The following is a 14,778-nucleotide window of genomic DNA, read 5'->3' on the forward strand; positions in this document are numbered from 1 at the left end:
GGTGCCTGTCTTCACGCGCCTTCGCCAACAACCGGACACCGACACCAGCACAGAGGGCACGTCACCCGAGGCCGGGCCCGAATCGCCGGACGAGACGGCACCCACCCGCGTCATCCTGCGCAAACGCCTCGCGGACTGGCGGACCGGGCACCCCACGGCCGTACGCAACACCCGATGGACGATCACGGTCCTCGCCGCGGCCCTGGTCATCGGCGCCCTCCTCCTGCCGAACCGGATAGGCGCGCTGCAGACCGACCGCTTCACCCGCATACCGGTGGAGGCGATCATCGGGGCGGCCGTGGCCCTCGCCCTGCCGCGCAGACCGCGCATGGCGGTGGCGGTGCTGTCCGGGGTGGCCCTGGGCGCCATGACCATCCTGAACTTCCTGGACATGGGCTTCTGGGAGTACCTCGGCCGGGCCTTCAACCTCGTCCTCGACTGGGAACTGCTACCCGACGCGCAGTCGTACGTGGAGGACTCGATGGGCAAGGCGGTGGCGATGGGCGCGACGGTGGGCCTGATCGTCCTCGTCCTCCTCCTGCTCACCGTCATGGCCCTGGCAATGGTCCGACTGAGCAACGTACTGGCCCGCAACAAACAGGCCGCAACACGAGGCACACTGGCCGCCACCGTCGTCTGGGTCCTCTGCTCCGCGCTGGGCCTGCAGATCATGGGCGTACCGATCGCCTCCGACCGCACCGCCGGGGCACTGGCGATCCAGGCGCGCCGGGTGCGGGACACCCTCCGGGACGAGGCGGCGTTCCAACAGGTGGCCAAGGTCGACAAGTTCGGCAACACCCCACCCGACCAACTGGTGCCGGACCTGCGCGGCAAGGACATGATCTTCACCTTCATCGAGAGCTACGGCCGCAGCGCGATCGAGGACCCGGTGGAGGCCCCCGGCGTCGACGCAACGCTCGACGCCCGCACCAAGGCCCTGGCCAAGGCGGGCTTCCACGCAAAGAGCGGCTGGCTCACTTCGGCCACCTACGGCGGCAGCAGCTGGCTGGGCCACTCCACCACCATGTCCGGCCTGTGGATCGACAACCAACAGCGCTACCGCACGGTCATGGCCAGCAACCACCTCAGCCTCACCAAGGCCTTCGCCAAAACGAACGCCTGGGACACGGTGGGCATCATGCCCGGTGTGCAGAAGTCCTGGCCGGAGTCGCAGTTCTACGGCCTCGACAAGTACCGCAACGCCTTCCAGATGGGCTACAAGGGCCCGAAGTTCAGCTGGTCCACCATGCCGGACCAGTACGCCCTGGAGCAGTTCCAGAACCTGGAGCACAGCAAGAAGCGCAGCAAGCCACTGATGTCCCTGGTCATCCTGACCTCCAGCCACCAGCCCTGGGCCCCGATCCCCAAGATGGTCCCCTGGAACGAACTGGGCAACGGCTCGATCTTCAACGCCATCCAGAAGGCAGGCAACCAGCCCTCGGACATCATCGCCAGCTCCTCCAAGTCCCAGGCGGAGTACGGCAAGTCGGTCCAGTACTCGGTAACGGCCCTCACCGAATGGCTCGAGCGCTACGGCAACGACAACACCGTCCTCGTCTTCCTCGGCGACCACCAGCCCATAGCCCGAGTGAGCGGCAACCACGCCAGCCGGGACGTCCCGATCTCCATAGTCGCCAAGGACCCGAAGGTCCTGGACAAGATCAACAGCTGGAACTGGACGGACGGCCTGCGCCCCGCCCACAACGCCCCGGTCTGGAAGATGAGCGCCTTCCGCGACAAGTTCCTGACGGCATACGGCTCGACACCGCACCCGAAGAAGGGCTGACACAAGCTACGAGGCGCTCATCGCCGCGCGCGCCACTTCGACGAACAGCTTCAGGCACCGAAGGTAAGCCGCCTGCGCCTCGTCGAAGCGGTCGCGCGCGCCGGGTTCACCGAGCGCGACCCGCCACAAGGCCCGGTTCGCCTCGGCCGCCGCCCGCAACACGACCTCGGCCGCGTCGGCGGTACCCTCCGGCCCCTCCAGTACGACGACCCGGACGCTGCGCATCAAGGGGTCGTAGGCATTGCGCAGTTCGACCCGAAGTCCCTGGACGCGCGCAAGTACCTGTTCGGGATCGTCAAGTTGGGCGTACACGTCACCCACCCGCCAGTACAGCTCCCCGGTGACGTGCGCCTGTTCCATCACGTCCAGATAGGCGGCCCGCCGCAACTCCCGCACCCGACCGCGCTGTTGGGCCAGCGCGGAAGCCTCCGCCTGCGCCCGGGCAGCCCGCACGTTCCCGAGATTGGTCACCCAGCTGGCGAGCACCGCCGTACCACCGGTGAGGGCCGCAACCCACACCGCACTGTCCCCCATGCCGATCAGTGTCGGACCAGGACCGGAAGCTGTCGAGGGCGCCTCAGCCGCACGAAGCCCGCAAGCCGCGTACGGCGGAAAGGGGACGGGGCGGGGGGTGTCCGCCCGCAGCGGCCGGCGTCACGACACAGCACAGCCCCACCACCAGCACCGCCGGACCGAGGACGGACACCCCCCGCCCCGGCCCCGCCCCACAACACACGGCAAGGCGCTACGCGCACCCCCACCGATCCCGCGCAGGCCGCCGCAGGCATCCCACCTCAGCCCCCGGACGTGTCCAGCTCCGCATCCTCACCGATGCCCGCACAGTCGTACGGATCCTTCAGCCACCCGTCCGGCAGCACAACCCTGTTGTTGCCGGACGTACGCCCCCGAGGACCGTCCGCACCAACAGGCCAAGGCTGATCGAGGTCCAACTCATCCAGCCCAGCCCGCAGTTCCGCCAGAGACGAGGTGATCGCAAGACGCTTGCGCATCTCCGAGCCCACCGCAAAGCCCTTCAGATACCAGGCCACGTGCTTGCGGAAGTCCACAACACCCTTGGACTCGTCACCGATCCACTCACCGAGCAGAGTGGCGTGCCGAACCATGACATCGGCGACCTCCCGCAGCGACGGACGCGCGATGTCCTCCGTACGACCCTCGAACGCCGCCACCAGATCCGAGAACAGCCACGGCCGCCCCAGACACCCGCGCCCGACCACCACCCCGTCGCACCCGGTCTCCCGCACCATCCGCAGCGCATCCTCCGCCGCCCAGATGTCCCCATTGCCCAGCACCGGAATCTCCGGCACATGCTCCTTCAGCCGGGCAATGGCATCCCAGTCCGCCGTACCGCCGTAGTGCTGCGCAGCCGTACGCCCATGAAGCGCAATCGCCGTGACACCCTCCTCCACCGCGATACGCCCGGCGTCGAGATAGGTGATGTGATCGTCGTCGATGCCCTTGCGCATCTTCATCGTCACGGGAAGGTCCCCGGCCCCGGACACCGCCTCCCGCAGAATCGCCCGCAACAGATTCCGCTTGTACGGCAGCGCAGACCCCCCGCCCTTCCGCGTGACCTTCGGCACCGGGCAGCCGAAGTTCAGATCGATGTGATCGGCCAGCCCCTCCTCCGCGATCATGCGGACGGCCTTGCCGACGGTCGCCGGATCGACGCCGTAGAGCTGAATCGACCGAGGCTTCTCACTCGCGTCGAAGTGGATCAGCTGCATGGTCTTCTCGTTGCGCTCGACCAGCGCCCGAGTCGTGATCATCTCGCTCACGAACAGCCCCTTGCCGCCACTGAACTCCCTGCACAACGTGCGAAAGGGCGCATTGGTGATCCCGGCCATGGGAGCCAGGACGACGGGCGGCTGGACGGTGTGCGGGCCGATCTGCAGGGCCGAGGCGGTCGTGGGCATTCCCCCATTCTCACGTACCGGACCGGGGTGCAGCCAAATTCATTAGTTAGGCGTACTATTCACACATGCCCGAGCTCAGCCAACGCCGACGACTCCTCGTCCTCGCGATCTGCTGCATGAGCCTGCTGATCGTGAGCCTCGACAACACCGTCCTGAACGTCGCCCTGCCGTCCATGCAGCGGGAGCTGCACGCCAGCACGGCGGGACTGCAATGGACGATCGACGCCTACACCCTGGTGCTGGCGTCGCTGCTGATGCTCGCCGGCTCCACGGCCGACCGCATCGGCCGCAAGCGCGTCTTCATGGCCGGCCTGGTCGTGTTCGGCATCGGCTCACTGCTGTGCTCCCTCGCCCCGAACCTCGACTCGCTGATCGCGTTCCGCATGGTCCAGGCGGTCGGCGGCTCGATGCTCAACCCGGTCGCCATGTCGATCATCACGAACACCTTCACGGACGCGCGCGAGCGGGCCCGGGCGATCGGCGTGTGGGGCGCGGTGGTCGGCATCTCGATGGCCGCGGGCCCACTGGTCGGCGGCCTGCTGGTGGAGTCGGTCGGCTGGCGCTCGATCTTCTGGATCAACCTGCCGGTGGGCCTGGCCGCGCTCCTGCTCACCCTCCGCTACGTCCCCGAGTCCCGCGCCGAGCGCGCCCGCCGCCCGGATCCGGTCGGCCAGGTGCTGGTCATCGCCCTGTTCGGCTCACTGACGTACGCGATAATCGAGCTTCCGAACTCCGGTGCCGCCTCGATCCTCCCCTACGCCGCCGTGGCGCTGGCCGCGCTGGTGGGACTGCTGTGGTACGAGCCCCGTCGCGACGAACCCCTCATCGACCTGCGGTTCTTCCGTTCGGCGCCGTTCAGCGGGGCGACGGTGATCGCGATCAGCGCGTTCGCGGCGCTGGGCGGGTTCCTGTTCCTGTCGACGCTGTATCTGCAGAACGTACGGGGGCTGAGCGCGCTGCACGCCGGTCTGTGGATGCTCCCGATGGCTGTGCCGACGTTTCTGTGCGCGCCGCTGTCGGGACGGCTGGTCGGAACCCGGGGGCCCCGGCTGTCGCTGGTGATCGCGGGGGTGGCGATGACCACGAGCGCGGTGCTGTTCGCGGCGTTCGACGCGGAGACCTCCGACGGGACGCTGATGCTCGGGTACGTCCTGTTCGGCGTCGGGTTCGGGTTCGTGAACGCGCCGATCACGAATACGGCCGTGTCGGGGATGCCGCGGGCTCAGGCGGGAGTTGCGGCTGCCGTCGCCTCTACGAGCCGACAGCTCGGGCAGACACTCGGTGTCGCGGTGGTGGGGTCGGTGCTCGCATCCGGGATCGGGGCATCCTCGTACAAGGAAGTGTTCGTGTCGGCTTCCGTGCCCGGGTGGTGGATCCTCGTCGGGTGCGGAGTCGCGGTGCTCGTGCTGGGCGCGTTGACCAGTGGGCGTTGGGCTCGCAGGACGGCTGAGCGGACGGCCGACAAGCTCGAGTCGGACGAGGTGCGCCAGCCCACCGGGGTCAGCGCGTAGGTTGGCGACTGCCGGTCGGTGGGGACTGGTCGCGCAGTTCCCCGCGCCCCTCAAGAGACACAGCCGCTCTACCTCGCCAACGCTATTTCCTACCTCGCCAACGCTATTTCGTGCAGCTTCTCCAGCTTCACCCTCGACTCCTCGTCCGCCGGAACATACGTCACCATCCGCGACCCGACCTCCGGCCCCAGCCAAAGCTCCGACTGGTCCACGACCACCCGCCCCACCAGCCGGTTGAGGAACTCCTTGCGCTTGCTGTGCTGGACGACCACCTCGTGTCGCTCCCAGGCCTCGCAGAACTCCGGATACTGGCGCAGCCTCTTCAGCAGCAACTTCCAAGCCGGCTCCCCCAGATGCCCGGCCATCGCGGCGCGGAACCGCGCGGCCATCAGCCGCCGCGTCTCCTCCAGGTGCACGATCGAGTTGCGCCACTCCTCGTTGACGTAGGACAGCAGGATGCAGTTGCGGTCCTCGGGCGGCACCGTCTCCAGGTCGCACAGCAGCAGTCCGAGCGTGCGGTTGTGGGCGAGGATGTCGTAGCGGCTGTTCTGGATGCTCGCGGCGTACGGCTCCAGCCGCTCCAGCATGGCCCGCAGCGCGGGCGTCACCGAGGGGCAGGTCAGGGCCGGTGTCGGATCGACCGCGCCGGCCAGCTGGAAGAGGTGGGCGCGCTCGGTGGCGTCGAGGAACAGCGTGCGGGCCAGGGCGTCCAGGACCTGGACGGAGACCTGGATGTCGCGGGCCTGTTCCAGCCACGTGTACCAGGTGACGCCGACCGCGGCGAGCTGGGCGACCTCCTCGCGGCGCAGCCCGGGCGTGCGGCGCCGGCGGCCGCGCGGGAGGCCGACCTCCTCCGGGGTGATGCGCTCGCGGCGGCTGCGCAGGAAGGCCGCCAGTTCGTGGCGCCGCACCTCGGCGCCCGCGTCGCGCGTGCGCGGGGCCGTCGTCTCCTGGGCCATGGTCGTCATGCCTCCAGCCTGCCGCCCGCCTGAACCTGTTTCCAGGTACTCCTTCTACCAGGATAAGAAGACTCTGGTACCACGCTGGGAACAGGCGCAGCCTCGATGACGTGACCGAAACCATCGCTCCACACACCCACCGACCACCGGCCGGGACACCCTCGCTCGGCGGCATCGGGCTCTTCACCGTGCTGCTGGCGGCGGCACTCCCTCTCATCGACTTCTTCATCGTCAACGTCGCCCTGCCGACCATCGGCAACGACCTGCACGCGAGCGAGTCCGTGCTCGAACTCGTCGTCGCCGGTTACGGCTTGGCGTACGCCGTCCTGCTCGTCCTCGGCGGGCGGCTGGGCGACCTGTTCGGGCGCCGGCGGTTCTTCCTCGGCGGCATGGCGGCCTTCGGCCTGACCTCGCTGGCGTGCGGCCTGGCGCCCACCGCCTGGACGCTGGTGGTGGCCCGGGTCGCCCAGGGCGCCGCGTCCGCCGCGATGCTGCCGCAGGTCCTCGCCACCATCCAGGCGGCCACGGCGGGCCCGCGCCGGGCGAAGGCCATGGGCCTGTACGGCGCGACGGCCGGCCTGTCCATGGTCGCCGGGCAGATCCTCGGCGGGATCCTGGTCGCCGCGACACCTTTGTCTTTTCTTTTCGGCGCCGGCACCGGCTGGCGCTCGGTCTTCCTGGTGAACGTCCCCGTGGTCGTCGTAGGTCTGATCCTCGCGACCCGCGCCGTACCGGAGACCCGCTCCCAGCACCCCGAACCGGTCGACGGACCCGGCACCGTCCTGCTCACCGCGGCCCTTCTCGCGCTGCTGGCCCCGCTCGCCGAGGGCCGTTCGGCGGGCTGGCCGCTGTGGACGTGGCTGTCGCTGGCGGCGTTCCCGTTCCTGGTGGCAGCGTTCTACGCCGTCGAGCGCCGGGCCGACCGCCAGGGCCGTACGCCGCTCGTCCCGCCGAGCCTGTTCGCGCTCACGTCACTGCGCCGCGGACTGGTGATGATCCTGCCCTTCTCCGTCGGCTTCAGCGGCTTCATGTTCGTGATCGCGGTGGCGCTGCAGCGCGGTGCCGGGCTCGGTCCGGTCCAGGCGGGCCTGGCACTCGCCCCCATGGCCGGGGTCTTCTTCCTCGTATCGCTCGCCGGACCCCGCCTGGTCGCCCGGTACGGCACCCGGGTGGTGACCGCGGGTGCCCTGTTCCAGGGAATCGGCATCGGCCTGATGGCACTGGCGGCCTGGCGGTCCTGGCCGGACATCGGCCTGGTCGAACTGCTCCCGGGCGCGGTGTTCGCCGGCGGCGGCCAGGCGCTCCAACTCCCCATCATCTACCGGGTGGTGCTCTCCGAGGTCGAGCCCGTCCGGGCAGGCGTCGGCAGCGGCGTGATGATGACGACCCAGCAGTCGGCCCTCGCCCTCGGCGTCGCCGCCCTGGGCACCCTCTTCCTCTCCCTCGTGCCCGGGACGGGCATGCAGAACGCCCTGGTCATCACCCTGCTGACCCAGCTGGGCTGCATCGCCCTGACCGGCCTGCTGAGCCTGCGTCTGCCGCGCACCATCGGCTGAAGCGTGTGGGTCCGGGGTGTGGGATCGGCCACGGCTTGGTCAACTCGCCGCGCAGAACTCCCTGTTGATGTTGGTCTTGCTGCACACTCCTGTGCCGGAGGCGAGACATCATGCTGGAGATCAACACGAGCAAGGTGAGCCGCTGGGACCAGCACGGGCGGGAGCACGTCGTCCGGGTGCAGCGTGCGGGAGTGCAGCGCACGATCAGATGTGACACGTGCGGCTGGCGCAAGAGCGCGCAGTTCCTGCCCTGGCTGAAGGCGGAGGAGCACTTGGCGGAGGCGCATCAGGCGACGGTGGACCCGGCGGACGCATAGGACTTCCGCCGGCCTCTCCGGTCGGTGCGATGACTTTCCGTCGCACCGGGAGTCGTATGCCGTACGACGCAAAGCCATCGCACCGGAAGGCGACGCCCCATGAGCGCTCTGTACGACACCCTGCAACGGCACGTCGACGAAGGAACCGTGCCGGGTGCCGTGGCCCTCGTGGCCCGCGGCGACGACGTGGAGGTGGTGACCGTCGGCTCGGTGGACACCGACGACACCGCCCCGATGGCGAGGGACTCGATCTTCCGTATCGCGTCCATCACCAAGCCGATCGCGGCGGCCGCCGTGCTGATGCTGGTGGAGGAGGGCGTACTCGAGCTGGAGTCCCCGGTGGAGGAGTGGCTCCCGGAGCTGTCGAAGCCGATGGTGGTGCGGACGCCGGCGGGCCCCGTGGACGACGTGGTGCCCGCAATCCGCCCGATCACGGTCGAGGACCTGCTCAGCTCCCGCACCGGCTGGGGCTTTCCCTCCGACTTCTCGCTCCCGGCGGTGCAGTCGCTGTTCACGGTGCAGAAGGACGGCCGGGCGCTGCAGGACTGGCCGGACCGTGACACCTGGCTGGGCCTGCTCGCCCAGGTGCCGATGCTGTACCAGCCGGGCGAGGCCTGGCTGTACGGCACCTCGTCCGACCTGCAGGGCATCCTGATCGAGCGGGCGTCGGGCCGTACGCTCCCCGACTTCCTGGCGGAACGGCTCTTCGAACCGCTGGGCATGAAGGACACGGCGTTCGAGGTGCCGCAGTCGAAACGGCACCGCTTCACGTCGTTCTACGCACCGGCCCCGGACGGCACCCTGGAGTTGGCGGACGCCCCGGACGGCGAGTGGAGCAGCATTCCGCGATTCCACTCGGGCGGCGGTGGCCTGGCCTCCACGGCCGACGACTGGCTGTCCTTCGCCCGCCTGCTCCTCGACGCGGGCGCCACCCCGGCCGGCGACCGGCTCCTGACCGCCACCTCGGTCAGCCGCATGACCACCAACCACCTCACGGCAGAGCAGCGCGAGAGCGTCACCCTCTTCCTGGAGGGCCAGGGCTGGGGCTACGGCGGCCAGGTCGACGTCACCCCGTCCGACCCCTGGAACGTCCCAGGCCGCTACGGCTGGGTCGGCGGCACCGGCACCACGGCCCACATCATCCCGCCCACGGGAACGGTGGCGATCCTGCTGACCCAGGCGGGCATGACGAACCCGACACCGACACCGGTGATGCGGGACTTCTGGGGGTGCGTGGCGGGCGGCTGAAATTGCCCGGCGGACCGGTTCGAGTCGACTCTACGATCCGGCGCATGACCAAATTCATCACCACCGTGTGCCTGCCTCCGACCAAGCCGCGGAAGCTTCCCGAAGCGGTGGCCGCCGCCATGGCGCCGTACGACCACAACCTCACCGACGACTGGAACCCGGTCGGCGAGTGGGACTGGTGGGCCCTCGGCGCCGGCCCGGGCAGCGCCTACCTCGTGCTGCCCGCACACGACGGGGACCGAAGACTCGTCACACCCGCCACCGTGCCGCGAAGAAAGGCCGACCTCGCGCCCCTCGGGCCGCTGGAGTGCTACGGCGGCCCCCGGGGCCTGCTCGACTTCGACGCCATGCGCCGGCGGACGGCACACCGGTACGACGCCCTGTGGGCCGCCTGGGACGAGCTGACCGCGCTGCACCCCCCGGCCCGCCCGCTGACCGACTTCGTCGCCCGCCACGAGTCCGATCCCGACGGCTACCCCTTGGCGGACGCCAAGAGGGAGCATCTGCTCCAGCCGCTGGTGCAGGACGTGGCGCAGCGGGCCGTCGCGGGCGACCCCCACTTCGACATGTCGTTCCTGCGCACCGACCCGATCGCGTACTTCGCGCAGGAACACGACGGTGCCCGGCAGGAGGCGGTCCGCTGCGCCGTACCCGGCTTCGCCCTGCTCGCCCTCGACGGCACCTGGACGGACGCGCAGACCGACGGCTACTGGGACCGGACCAACAGCTACCTCGACGACCTCCCCGCGGAAGCGGTGGTAGTCGACCTGCTGTGCCACTGCTAGCGGGTGATGCGGGACTTTCCGACCGAAGCACCGCGGAGTAGAGGTCGTCGTCGACACCAGGGAACCGCTGGAGGGGCTGCCGACGGGAGTGACGGCGACCCGGCTCGGGACGGCCGGGGAGAGCACGCGAGAGTACCGCTACCGCTACCGGTGCTTCCGGCTGCTGCTGGCGTCCGGCGGACGGCTGTTCCTGGTCACCCCGCAGTGGCGACTCGGCCGGGACCAGACGATCGTCCTGCCGTACGAGGACGACATCCGGGTGCAGCTCATGCCGCAACGCTGAGGACCGCTGAGAACTAGCCCCGCAGCCCCCGCACCAGCAGCTCCACCACCGCCTCGAACTCCGCCTCCACGCCCGGCAGTTCCCACTCCTTGGCGTAGCCCGGGTCGTGGAAGCGGCCCGTGGCCTGGAAGAGGGCGAGGGCGGCGGAGGCCGGGTCGCCGACCGTGAAGGTGCCCGCCTCGACGCCGGCGCGCACGATCTCGGTGAGCTGGTCGGTGAGTTCGGTGATGTGGGCGGCGACCACCTCGCCCGCGTCGACGGCCAGGACCGAGTACGTGGCGAACAGCTCCGGGTCGATCCCCGCCTTCTGCCGCTTGGCCGCGAAGAGTGCCGCGAGCCACTCGCGCACCCGTGCCTCCGGGTCCCGGCCGGTGTCGGCGGTGATGCCGGCGAGCAGCTCCGTCGTACGGTCCAGCCACTGCTTCGTCACCGCCTCCCGCAGCGCCGCCTTGGTCCGGAAGTGCCGGTAGACGCTGCCGTGGCTGACGCCGAGCGCGCGGGCCACGTCGACCACGGTGGCCTTGGCCGGGCCGTAGCGGCGCAGCACTTCCTCGGTGGCGGCGAGGATGCGCTCGGCGGTCAGGGTCTCGGTGGTCGGTGGCATGTCTAGACGGTACCCGGCACCGCGATCAGCGCTCGCTGTCGAGCATGGCCATCTGCGCGGGCGCGTACCGCTCGCCGGCCGCCGCGTCCGCCGGTACGGCGGCCTCGATGGCGGCGAGGTCGGCCGGGTCCAGGGTCACGTCCAGGGCGCCGAGCGCCTCGCCGAGCCGCTCGCGGGTCTTGGCGCCGACCAGCGGCACGATGTCCTCGCCCCGGGAGAGCACCCAGGCGATGGCGATCTGGGCGACGGAGACGCCCTTCTGCTCGGCGATCTTGCGCAGGGACTCGACCAGGCTGAGGTTGTGCTGGAGGTTGTCGCCCTGGAAGCGGGGCGAGTGGGCGCGGAAGTCGTTCGCCGCGTACTGCTGACCGGGCGTGACATGGCCGGAGATCAGCCCGCGGGAGAGCACGCCGTACGCGGTGACGGAGATGCCCAGCTCGCGCAGGGTGGGCAGGATCTCCCGCTCGGGGCCGCGGGAGATGAGCGCGTACTCGATCTGGAGGTCGGCGATCGGGGCGGTGGCGGCGGCCCGGCGGATGGTCTCCGCGCCGACCTCGCTCAGGCCGATGTGTCGGACGTACCCCTTCTCGACGAGCTCCGCGATCGCGCCGACGGTCTCCTCGATCGGCACGTTCGGGTCGAGCCGGGCGGGGCGGTAGACGTCGATGTGGTCGACGCCGAGGCGCTGGAGGGAGTACGTGGCCCAGGTCTTCACGGCGGCCGGCCGCGCGTCGTAGCCGAGCCACTCGCCGTCCGGACCGCGCTGGGCGCCGAACTTCACGCTGGTCAGCGCGTTCTCCCGGAGGGGGGCCGGGGCGGTGCGCAGGGCCTCGGCGATCAGCAGTTCGTTGTGCCCCATGCCGTAGAAGTCGCCGGTGTCGAGCAGGGTCACGCCGGCCTCCAGGGCGGCATGGATGGTGGCGATGGACTCGGCGCGGTCCGAGTCGCCGTACATGCCCGACATGCCCATGCAGCCGAGGCCGAGGGCGGAGACCTGGGGGCCGGTGGTTCCGAGGTTTCGGGTTCGCATCGTCATGCCTCCACCCTGACATGACAGCTGACAGATTTCAATATCTGTCATTCCAACTTCGCCACGCATCCCTTCCTGCTGGTCCAGACCTATTGACGAGAGGTCTGGACCAGAGCACTGTCATGGCTACGACACCTCACCGCACCCCCACCGGGAGGCCCGTATGCTCCGCCGCGCCCTGCGCCTGCTCGCCGCCGCGCTGACCACCGCCTGCCTTGCCCAACTGCCCGTCGCCACCTCCGCGTCCGCGGCCGACACCTGTGCCGTGAAGTCGAAGCCGTCCGGCAAGGTCCTCCAGGGCTACTGGGAGAACTGGGACGGCTCCGCCAACGGCGTCCACCCGCCCTTCGGCTGGACCCCGATCACCGACTCCCGTATCGCCGCCCACGGCTACAACGTCGTCAACGCGGCCTTCCCGGTGATCCGTTCGGACGGCACGGCCCTGTGGGAGGACGGCATGGACTCGGGCGTGAAGGTGGCGACGCCCGCGGAGATGTGCGCGGCGAAGGCGTCCGGCCGGACCATCCTGCTGTCGATCGGCGGCGCGACGGCCGGCATCGACCTCAACTCCACCGCAGTGGCGGACAGGTTCGTCGCGACGATCGTGCCGATCCTGAAGAAGTACAACTTCGACGGCATCGACATAGACATCGAGACCGGCCTGGTCGGCAGCGGGAACATCACCCAACTCTCCACGTCCCAGGCCAACTTGATCCGCATCATCGACGGCGTACTGGCACGCATGCCGTCGAACTTCGGCCTCACCATGGCCCCGGAGACGGCCTACGTCACCGGCGGCAGCGTCACGTACGGCTCGATCTGGGGCGCGTACCTCCCGATCATCAAGAAGTACGCCGACAACGGCCGTCTGTGGTGGCTGAACATGCAGTACTACAACGGCAGCATGTACGGCTGCTCCGGCGACTCCTACTCGGCCGGCACCGTCGCGGGCTTCACTGCCCAGACCGACTGCCTCAACAAGGGCCTGGTCGTGCAGGGTACGACGATCAAGGTGCCGTACGACAAGCAGGTACCGGGCCTGCCCGCGCAGTCGGGCGCGGGCGGCGGCTACATGTCACCGAGCCTGGTCTCGCAGGCGTGGAAGCACTACGGCACCGCGCTCAAGGGCCTGATGACCTGGTCGATCAACTGGGACGGCTCGAAGAACTGGACGTTCGGCGACAACGTGAAGTCCCTGCAGGGCCGTTGAGGCCCGGGTTTCACCTGGCCGTCAGCGCCAGCTTCGCGCCCAGCGCCACGAACGACCCCGCGAAGCTCCGCCGCAGCCACGCCATCACCCGCGGCCGTGAGGTGACGTGGCTGCGGACCGAGGCGGCGAGGATGCCGTATCCGGCGAACACCACGAAGGTCGCCAGCATGAACACACCGCTGAGCCCCAACATCCGTGGCAGCGCGTGCGGTTGGGACGGGTCCACGAACTGCGGCAGGAACGCGAAGAAGAAGATCGTCAGCTTCGGGTTGAGGATGTTGACGAGCACACCGCGGACGATGACACGGCCGGCGGAACTCGGGGCGGCCTCCTCGTCGACGGCGATCGCCTCCTTGTCCCGCACCGTGGCCCACGCCATGTACAGCAGATAGGCGACACCGGCGTACTTCAGCACCTGGAAGGCGGCCGCGCTGGCATTGAGCAGCGCGGCCAGCCCGGTAACGCCGGCCACCACATGCGGCACGATCCCGAGCGTGCAGGCGAACGCCGCCACGACGCTCGCGCGCCGCCCCCGGGAGAGCCCGGCGGCGAGGGTGTAGACGACGCCGGTGCCGGGCGTGGCGACGACGACGAGGGTGGTGAGGAGGAAGGCGAGGCTCATGGGGCCACCCTGCGGTCGCGGCGGTTCGGGATACAGGTCCAAAGCCGCGCCCTTATCGGGGGCCAATGCCGCACCGCATGCCCCCGACATGCAGTCAGGGACGCCTCAGGGGAAGGAACAGGGTCGCCTCAGGGGTAGGCAAGGGACTTCCCCGTTACCGCAGGGGTGTCCGTGACGGCACGCTGAGTGACATGAAGATCACCGCCGTCCTCGCCCTCGCCGCCCTCACCGCCGTCACGGCCACCGGTGCGACCGCCCTGCCCGCCGCCGCAGCCGAGCCGGCCACGCCCACGTACGACTTCAGTGACTGCCCCGAGATCCCGGCCGGTGTCGACGCGGCCCAGTGGAAATGCGAAGTCCTCACCGCCACGGGCTCGTTGACCCTCGGCAGCCGCACCCTTCCCGAGCTGGCGCCGATGATCGTCACGCACGCCGAGGGACCCATGCCCGACGGCAGCGAGGGACAGATCTTCGGCGCCCTGCGCAGCGCACCGACGCGCGTGCCCGGCAGCCTGCCGTCCCTGTCCCTGCAACCCGAGTACGGCGGCCGGTCCGACTTCTACTCCGTCGGCAACAGCCTGGGCCTGTTCACCATGCGCTTCCGCGTCCAGAGCCCCCTGCTGCCGCATGACTGCACGGTCGGCAGGGACACCCCCGTCGAGCTGCGCCTGCAACGCGCCGGCGACTCGGAGTGGGTCTCGAAAAACCCGCCGGTCGTCAGGTTCGACGCCTACGACGACACCTTCTCCGCCCCGGCGGCGACCGGCTGCGGCCCGCTGAACAGGCTCGTCAACCACAGGCTCGGCCTCCCGAGGGCGACCGGGAACGCGATCAGGTTGTCGGCGACGTACACCTTCAAGACCTACGACCAGCTGCACATGGCGAACGCCGGACAGGCTGACCGACTCAGCCCGTCCGGCGTTTGAGGAG

The 14,778-nt window shown here is 69.7% G+C and carries 15 protein-coding genes; 9 read left to right on the top strand and 6 right to left on the bottom strand.

The window, feature by feature from the left end; translation table 11 throughout:
* The first annotated feature begins 1 nt into the window (after position 1).
* Positions 2-1,786: a CDP-alcohol phosphatidyltransferase gene (locus ABZ880_RS27340; RefSeq protein ID WP_361267612.1), complete on the top strand. Its 1,785-nt coding sequence runs from the start codon at positions 2-4 to the stop codon at positions 1,784-1,786.
* Positions 1,787-1,792: 6 nt separating this feature from the next.
* Here ABZ880_RS27340 and ABZ880_RS27345 read toward each other — a convergent pair whose 3' ends face one another.
* Positions 1,793-2,320 (bottom strand): hypothetical protein, encoded by a 528-nt coding sequence (locus ABZ880_RS27345; RefSeq protein ID WP_361267614.1) that lies wholly within the window; start codon positions 2,318-2,320, stop codon positions 1,793-1,795.
* Between the two features lie 260 nt (positions 2,321-2,580).
* Positions 2,581-3,723 carry a tRNA dihydrouridine synthase DusB gene (dusB, locus tag ABZ880_RS27350; RefSeq protein WP_361267616.1) on the bottom strand — a complete coding sequence of 381 codons (1,143 nt, stop codon included), beginning with the start codon at positions 3,721-3,723 and terminating at the stop codon, positions 2,581-2,583.
* Positions 3,724-3,788: 65 nt separating this feature from the next.
* Between dusB and ABZ880_RS27355 the strand changes: the two genes are divergently transcribed.
* Entirely contained in the window at positions 3,789-5,234 is a 1,446-nt protein-coding gene (locus ABZ880_RS27355) for an MFS transporter (RefSeq protein WP_361267618.1), read from the top strand.
* 89 nt (positions 5,235-5,323) lie between these two features.
* Here the strand turns inward: ABZ880_RS27355 and ABZ880_RS27360 are convergent, their stop codons facing one another.
* Positions 5,324-6,202 carry a helix-turn-helix transcriptional regulator gene (locus ABZ880_RS27360; protein ID WP_361267620.1) on the bottom strand — a complete coding sequence of 293 codons (879 nt, stop codon included), beginning with the start codon at positions 6,200-6,202 and terminating at the stop codon, positions 5,324-5,326.
* Between the two features lie 101 nt (positions 6,203-6,303).
* On the opposite strand from ABZ880_RS27360, the gene ABZ880_RS27365 reads away from it, so the two are divergent.
* From ABZ880_RS27365 to ABZ880_RS27385, 5 genes are all read left to right on the top strand, one after another.
* A complete protein-coding gene (locus ABZ880_RS27365; protein ID WP_361267622.1) occupies positions 6,304-7,749 on the top strand; it encodes an MFS transporter in 1,446 nt (481 codons plus the stop codon).
* Between the two features lie 110 nt (positions 7,750-7,859).
* On the top strand, positions 7,860-8,066 hold the full coding sequence (locus tag ABZ880_RS27370) for a hypothetical protein (RefSeq protein ID WP_361267624.1): 207 nt from the start codon (positions 7,860-7,862) through the stop codon (positions 8,064-8,066).
* Positions 8,067-8,165: 99 nt separating this feature from the next.
* Complete coding sequence (locus tag ABZ880_RS27375; RefSeq protein WP_361267626.1) at positions 8,166-9,314, top strand: serine hydrolase domain-containing protein; 1,149 nt, start codon at positions 8,166-8,168, stop codon at positions 9,312-9,314.
* Positions 9,315-9,358: 44 nt separating this feature from the next.
* Positions 9,359-10,099, top strand: a complete 741-nt coding sequence (locus ABZ880_RS27380) for a hypothetical protein (protein ID WP_361267628.1) — start codon at positions 9,359-9,361, stop codon at positions 10,097-10,099.
* An 88-nt stretch (positions 10,100-10,187) separates the two neighbouring features.
* A complete protein-coding gene (locus tag ABZ880_RS27385; protein ID WP_361267630.1) occupies positions 10,188-10,382 on the top strand; it encodes a hypothetical protein in 195 nt (64 codons plus the stop codon).
* Positions 10,383-10,395: 13 nt separating this feature from the next.
* Here ABZ880_RS27385 and ABZ880_RS27390 read toward each other — a convergent pair whose 3' ends face one another.
* Both ABZ880_RS27390 and ABZ880_RS27395 read right to left on the bottom strand, forming a co-directional pair.
* Entirely contained in the window at positions 10,396-10,986 is a 591-nt protein-coding gene (locus tag ABZ880_RS27390) for a TetR family transcriptional regulator (RefSeq protein ID WP_361267632.1), read from the bottom strand.
* A 25-nt stretch (positions 10,987-11,011) separates the two neighbouring features.
* Positions 11,012-12,022 carry an aldo/keto reductase gene (locus ABZ880_RS27395; protein ID WP_361267634.1) on the bottom strand — a complete coding sequence of 337 codons (1,011 nt, stop codon included), beginning with the start codon at positions 12,020-12,022 and terminating at the stop codon, positions 11,012-11,014.
* Positions 12,023-12,179: 157 nt separating this feature from the next.
* Between ABZ880_RS27395 and ABZ880_RS27400 the strand changes: the two genes are divergently transcribed.
* Positions 12,180-13,226, top strand: coding sequence for a chitinase (locus tag ABZ880_RS27400; RefSeq protein WP_361267636.1), 1,047 nt, complete (start codon positions 12,180-12,182; stop codon positions 13,224-13,226).
* A 10-nt stretch (positions 13,227-13,236) separates the two neighbouring features.
* Here ABZ880_RS27400 and ABZ880_RS27405 read toward each other — a convergent pair whose 3' ends face one another.
* Positions 13,237-13,848 (bottom strand): LysE family translocator, encoded by a 612-nt coding sequence (locus tag ABZ880_RS27405; protein ID WP_361267638.1) that lies wholly within the window; start codon positions 13,846-13,848, stop codon positions 13,237-13,239.
* Between the two features lie 191 nt (positions 13,849-14,039).
* Here ABZ880_RS27405 and ABZ880_RS27410 point away from each other — a divergent pair, with 191 nt between their 5' ends.
* Positions 14,040-14,774, top strand: a complete 735-nt coding sequence (locus tag ABZ880_RS27410; protein ID WP_361267640.1) for a hypothetical protein — start codon at positions 14,040-14,042, stop codon at positions 14,772-14,774.
* Positions 14,775-14,778: the final 4 nt, after the last annotated feature.

It is taken from the genome of Streptomyces sp. NPDC047043, assembly GCF_040644055.1.
Lineage (GTDB): Bacteria > Actinomycetota > Actinomycetes > Streptomycetales > Streptomycetaceae > Streptomyces.

Excerpts from the sequence above, each read along its gene's own strand:
- ABZ880_RS27345 (WP_361267614.1), bottom strand. The coding sequence starts at position 2,320 with ATGGGGGACAGTGCGGTGTGGGTTGCGGCCCTCACCGGTGGTACGGCG.
- dusB (WP_361267616.1), bottom strand. The coding sequence starts at position 3,723 with ATGCCCACGACCGCCTCGGCCCTGCAGATCGGCCCGCACACCGTCCAG.
- ABZ880_RS27355 (WP_361267618.1), top strand. The coding sequence starts at position 3,789 with ATGCCCGAGCTCAGCCAACGCCGACGACTCCTCGTCCTCGCGATCTGC.
- ABZ880_RS27360 (WP_361267620.1), bottom strand. The coding sequence starts at position 6,202 with ATGACGACCATGGCCCAGGAGACGACGGCCCCGCGCACGCGCGACGCG.
- ABZ880_RS27370 (WP_361267624.1), top strand. The coding sequence starts at position 7,860 with ATGCTGGAGATCAACACGAGCAAGGTGAGCCGCTGGGACCAGCACGGG.
- ABZ880_RS27375 (WP_361267626.1), top strand. The coding sequence starts at position 8,166 with ATGAGCGCTCTGTACGACACCCTGCAACGGCACGTCGACGAAGGAACC.
- ABZ880_RS27380 (WP_361267628.1), top strand. The coding sequence starts at position 9,359 with ATGACCAAATTCATCACCACCGTGTGCCTGCCTCCGACCAAGCCGCGG.
- ABZ880_RS27390 (WP_361267632.1), bottom strand. The coding sequence starts at position 10,986 with ATGCCACCGACCACCGAGACCCTGACCGCCGAGCGCATCCTCGCCGCC.
- ABZ880_RS27395 (WP_361267634.1), bottom strand. The coding sequence starts at position 12,022 with ATGACGATGCGAACCCGAAACCTCGGAACCACCGGCCCCCAGGTCTCC.
- ABZ880_RS27400 (WP_361267636.1), top strand. The coding sequence starts at position 12,180 with ATGCTCCGCCGCGCCCTGCGCCTGCTCGCCGCCGCGCTGACCACCGCC.
- ABZ880_RS27405 (WP_361267638.1), bottom strand. The coding sequence starts at position 13,848 with ATGAGCCTCGCCTTCCTCCTCACCACCCTCGTCGTCGTCGCCACGCCC.
- ABZ880_RS27410 (WP_361267640.1), top strand. The coding sequence starts at position 14,040 with ATGAAGATCACCGCCGTCCTCGCCCTCGCCGCCCTCACCGCCGTCACG.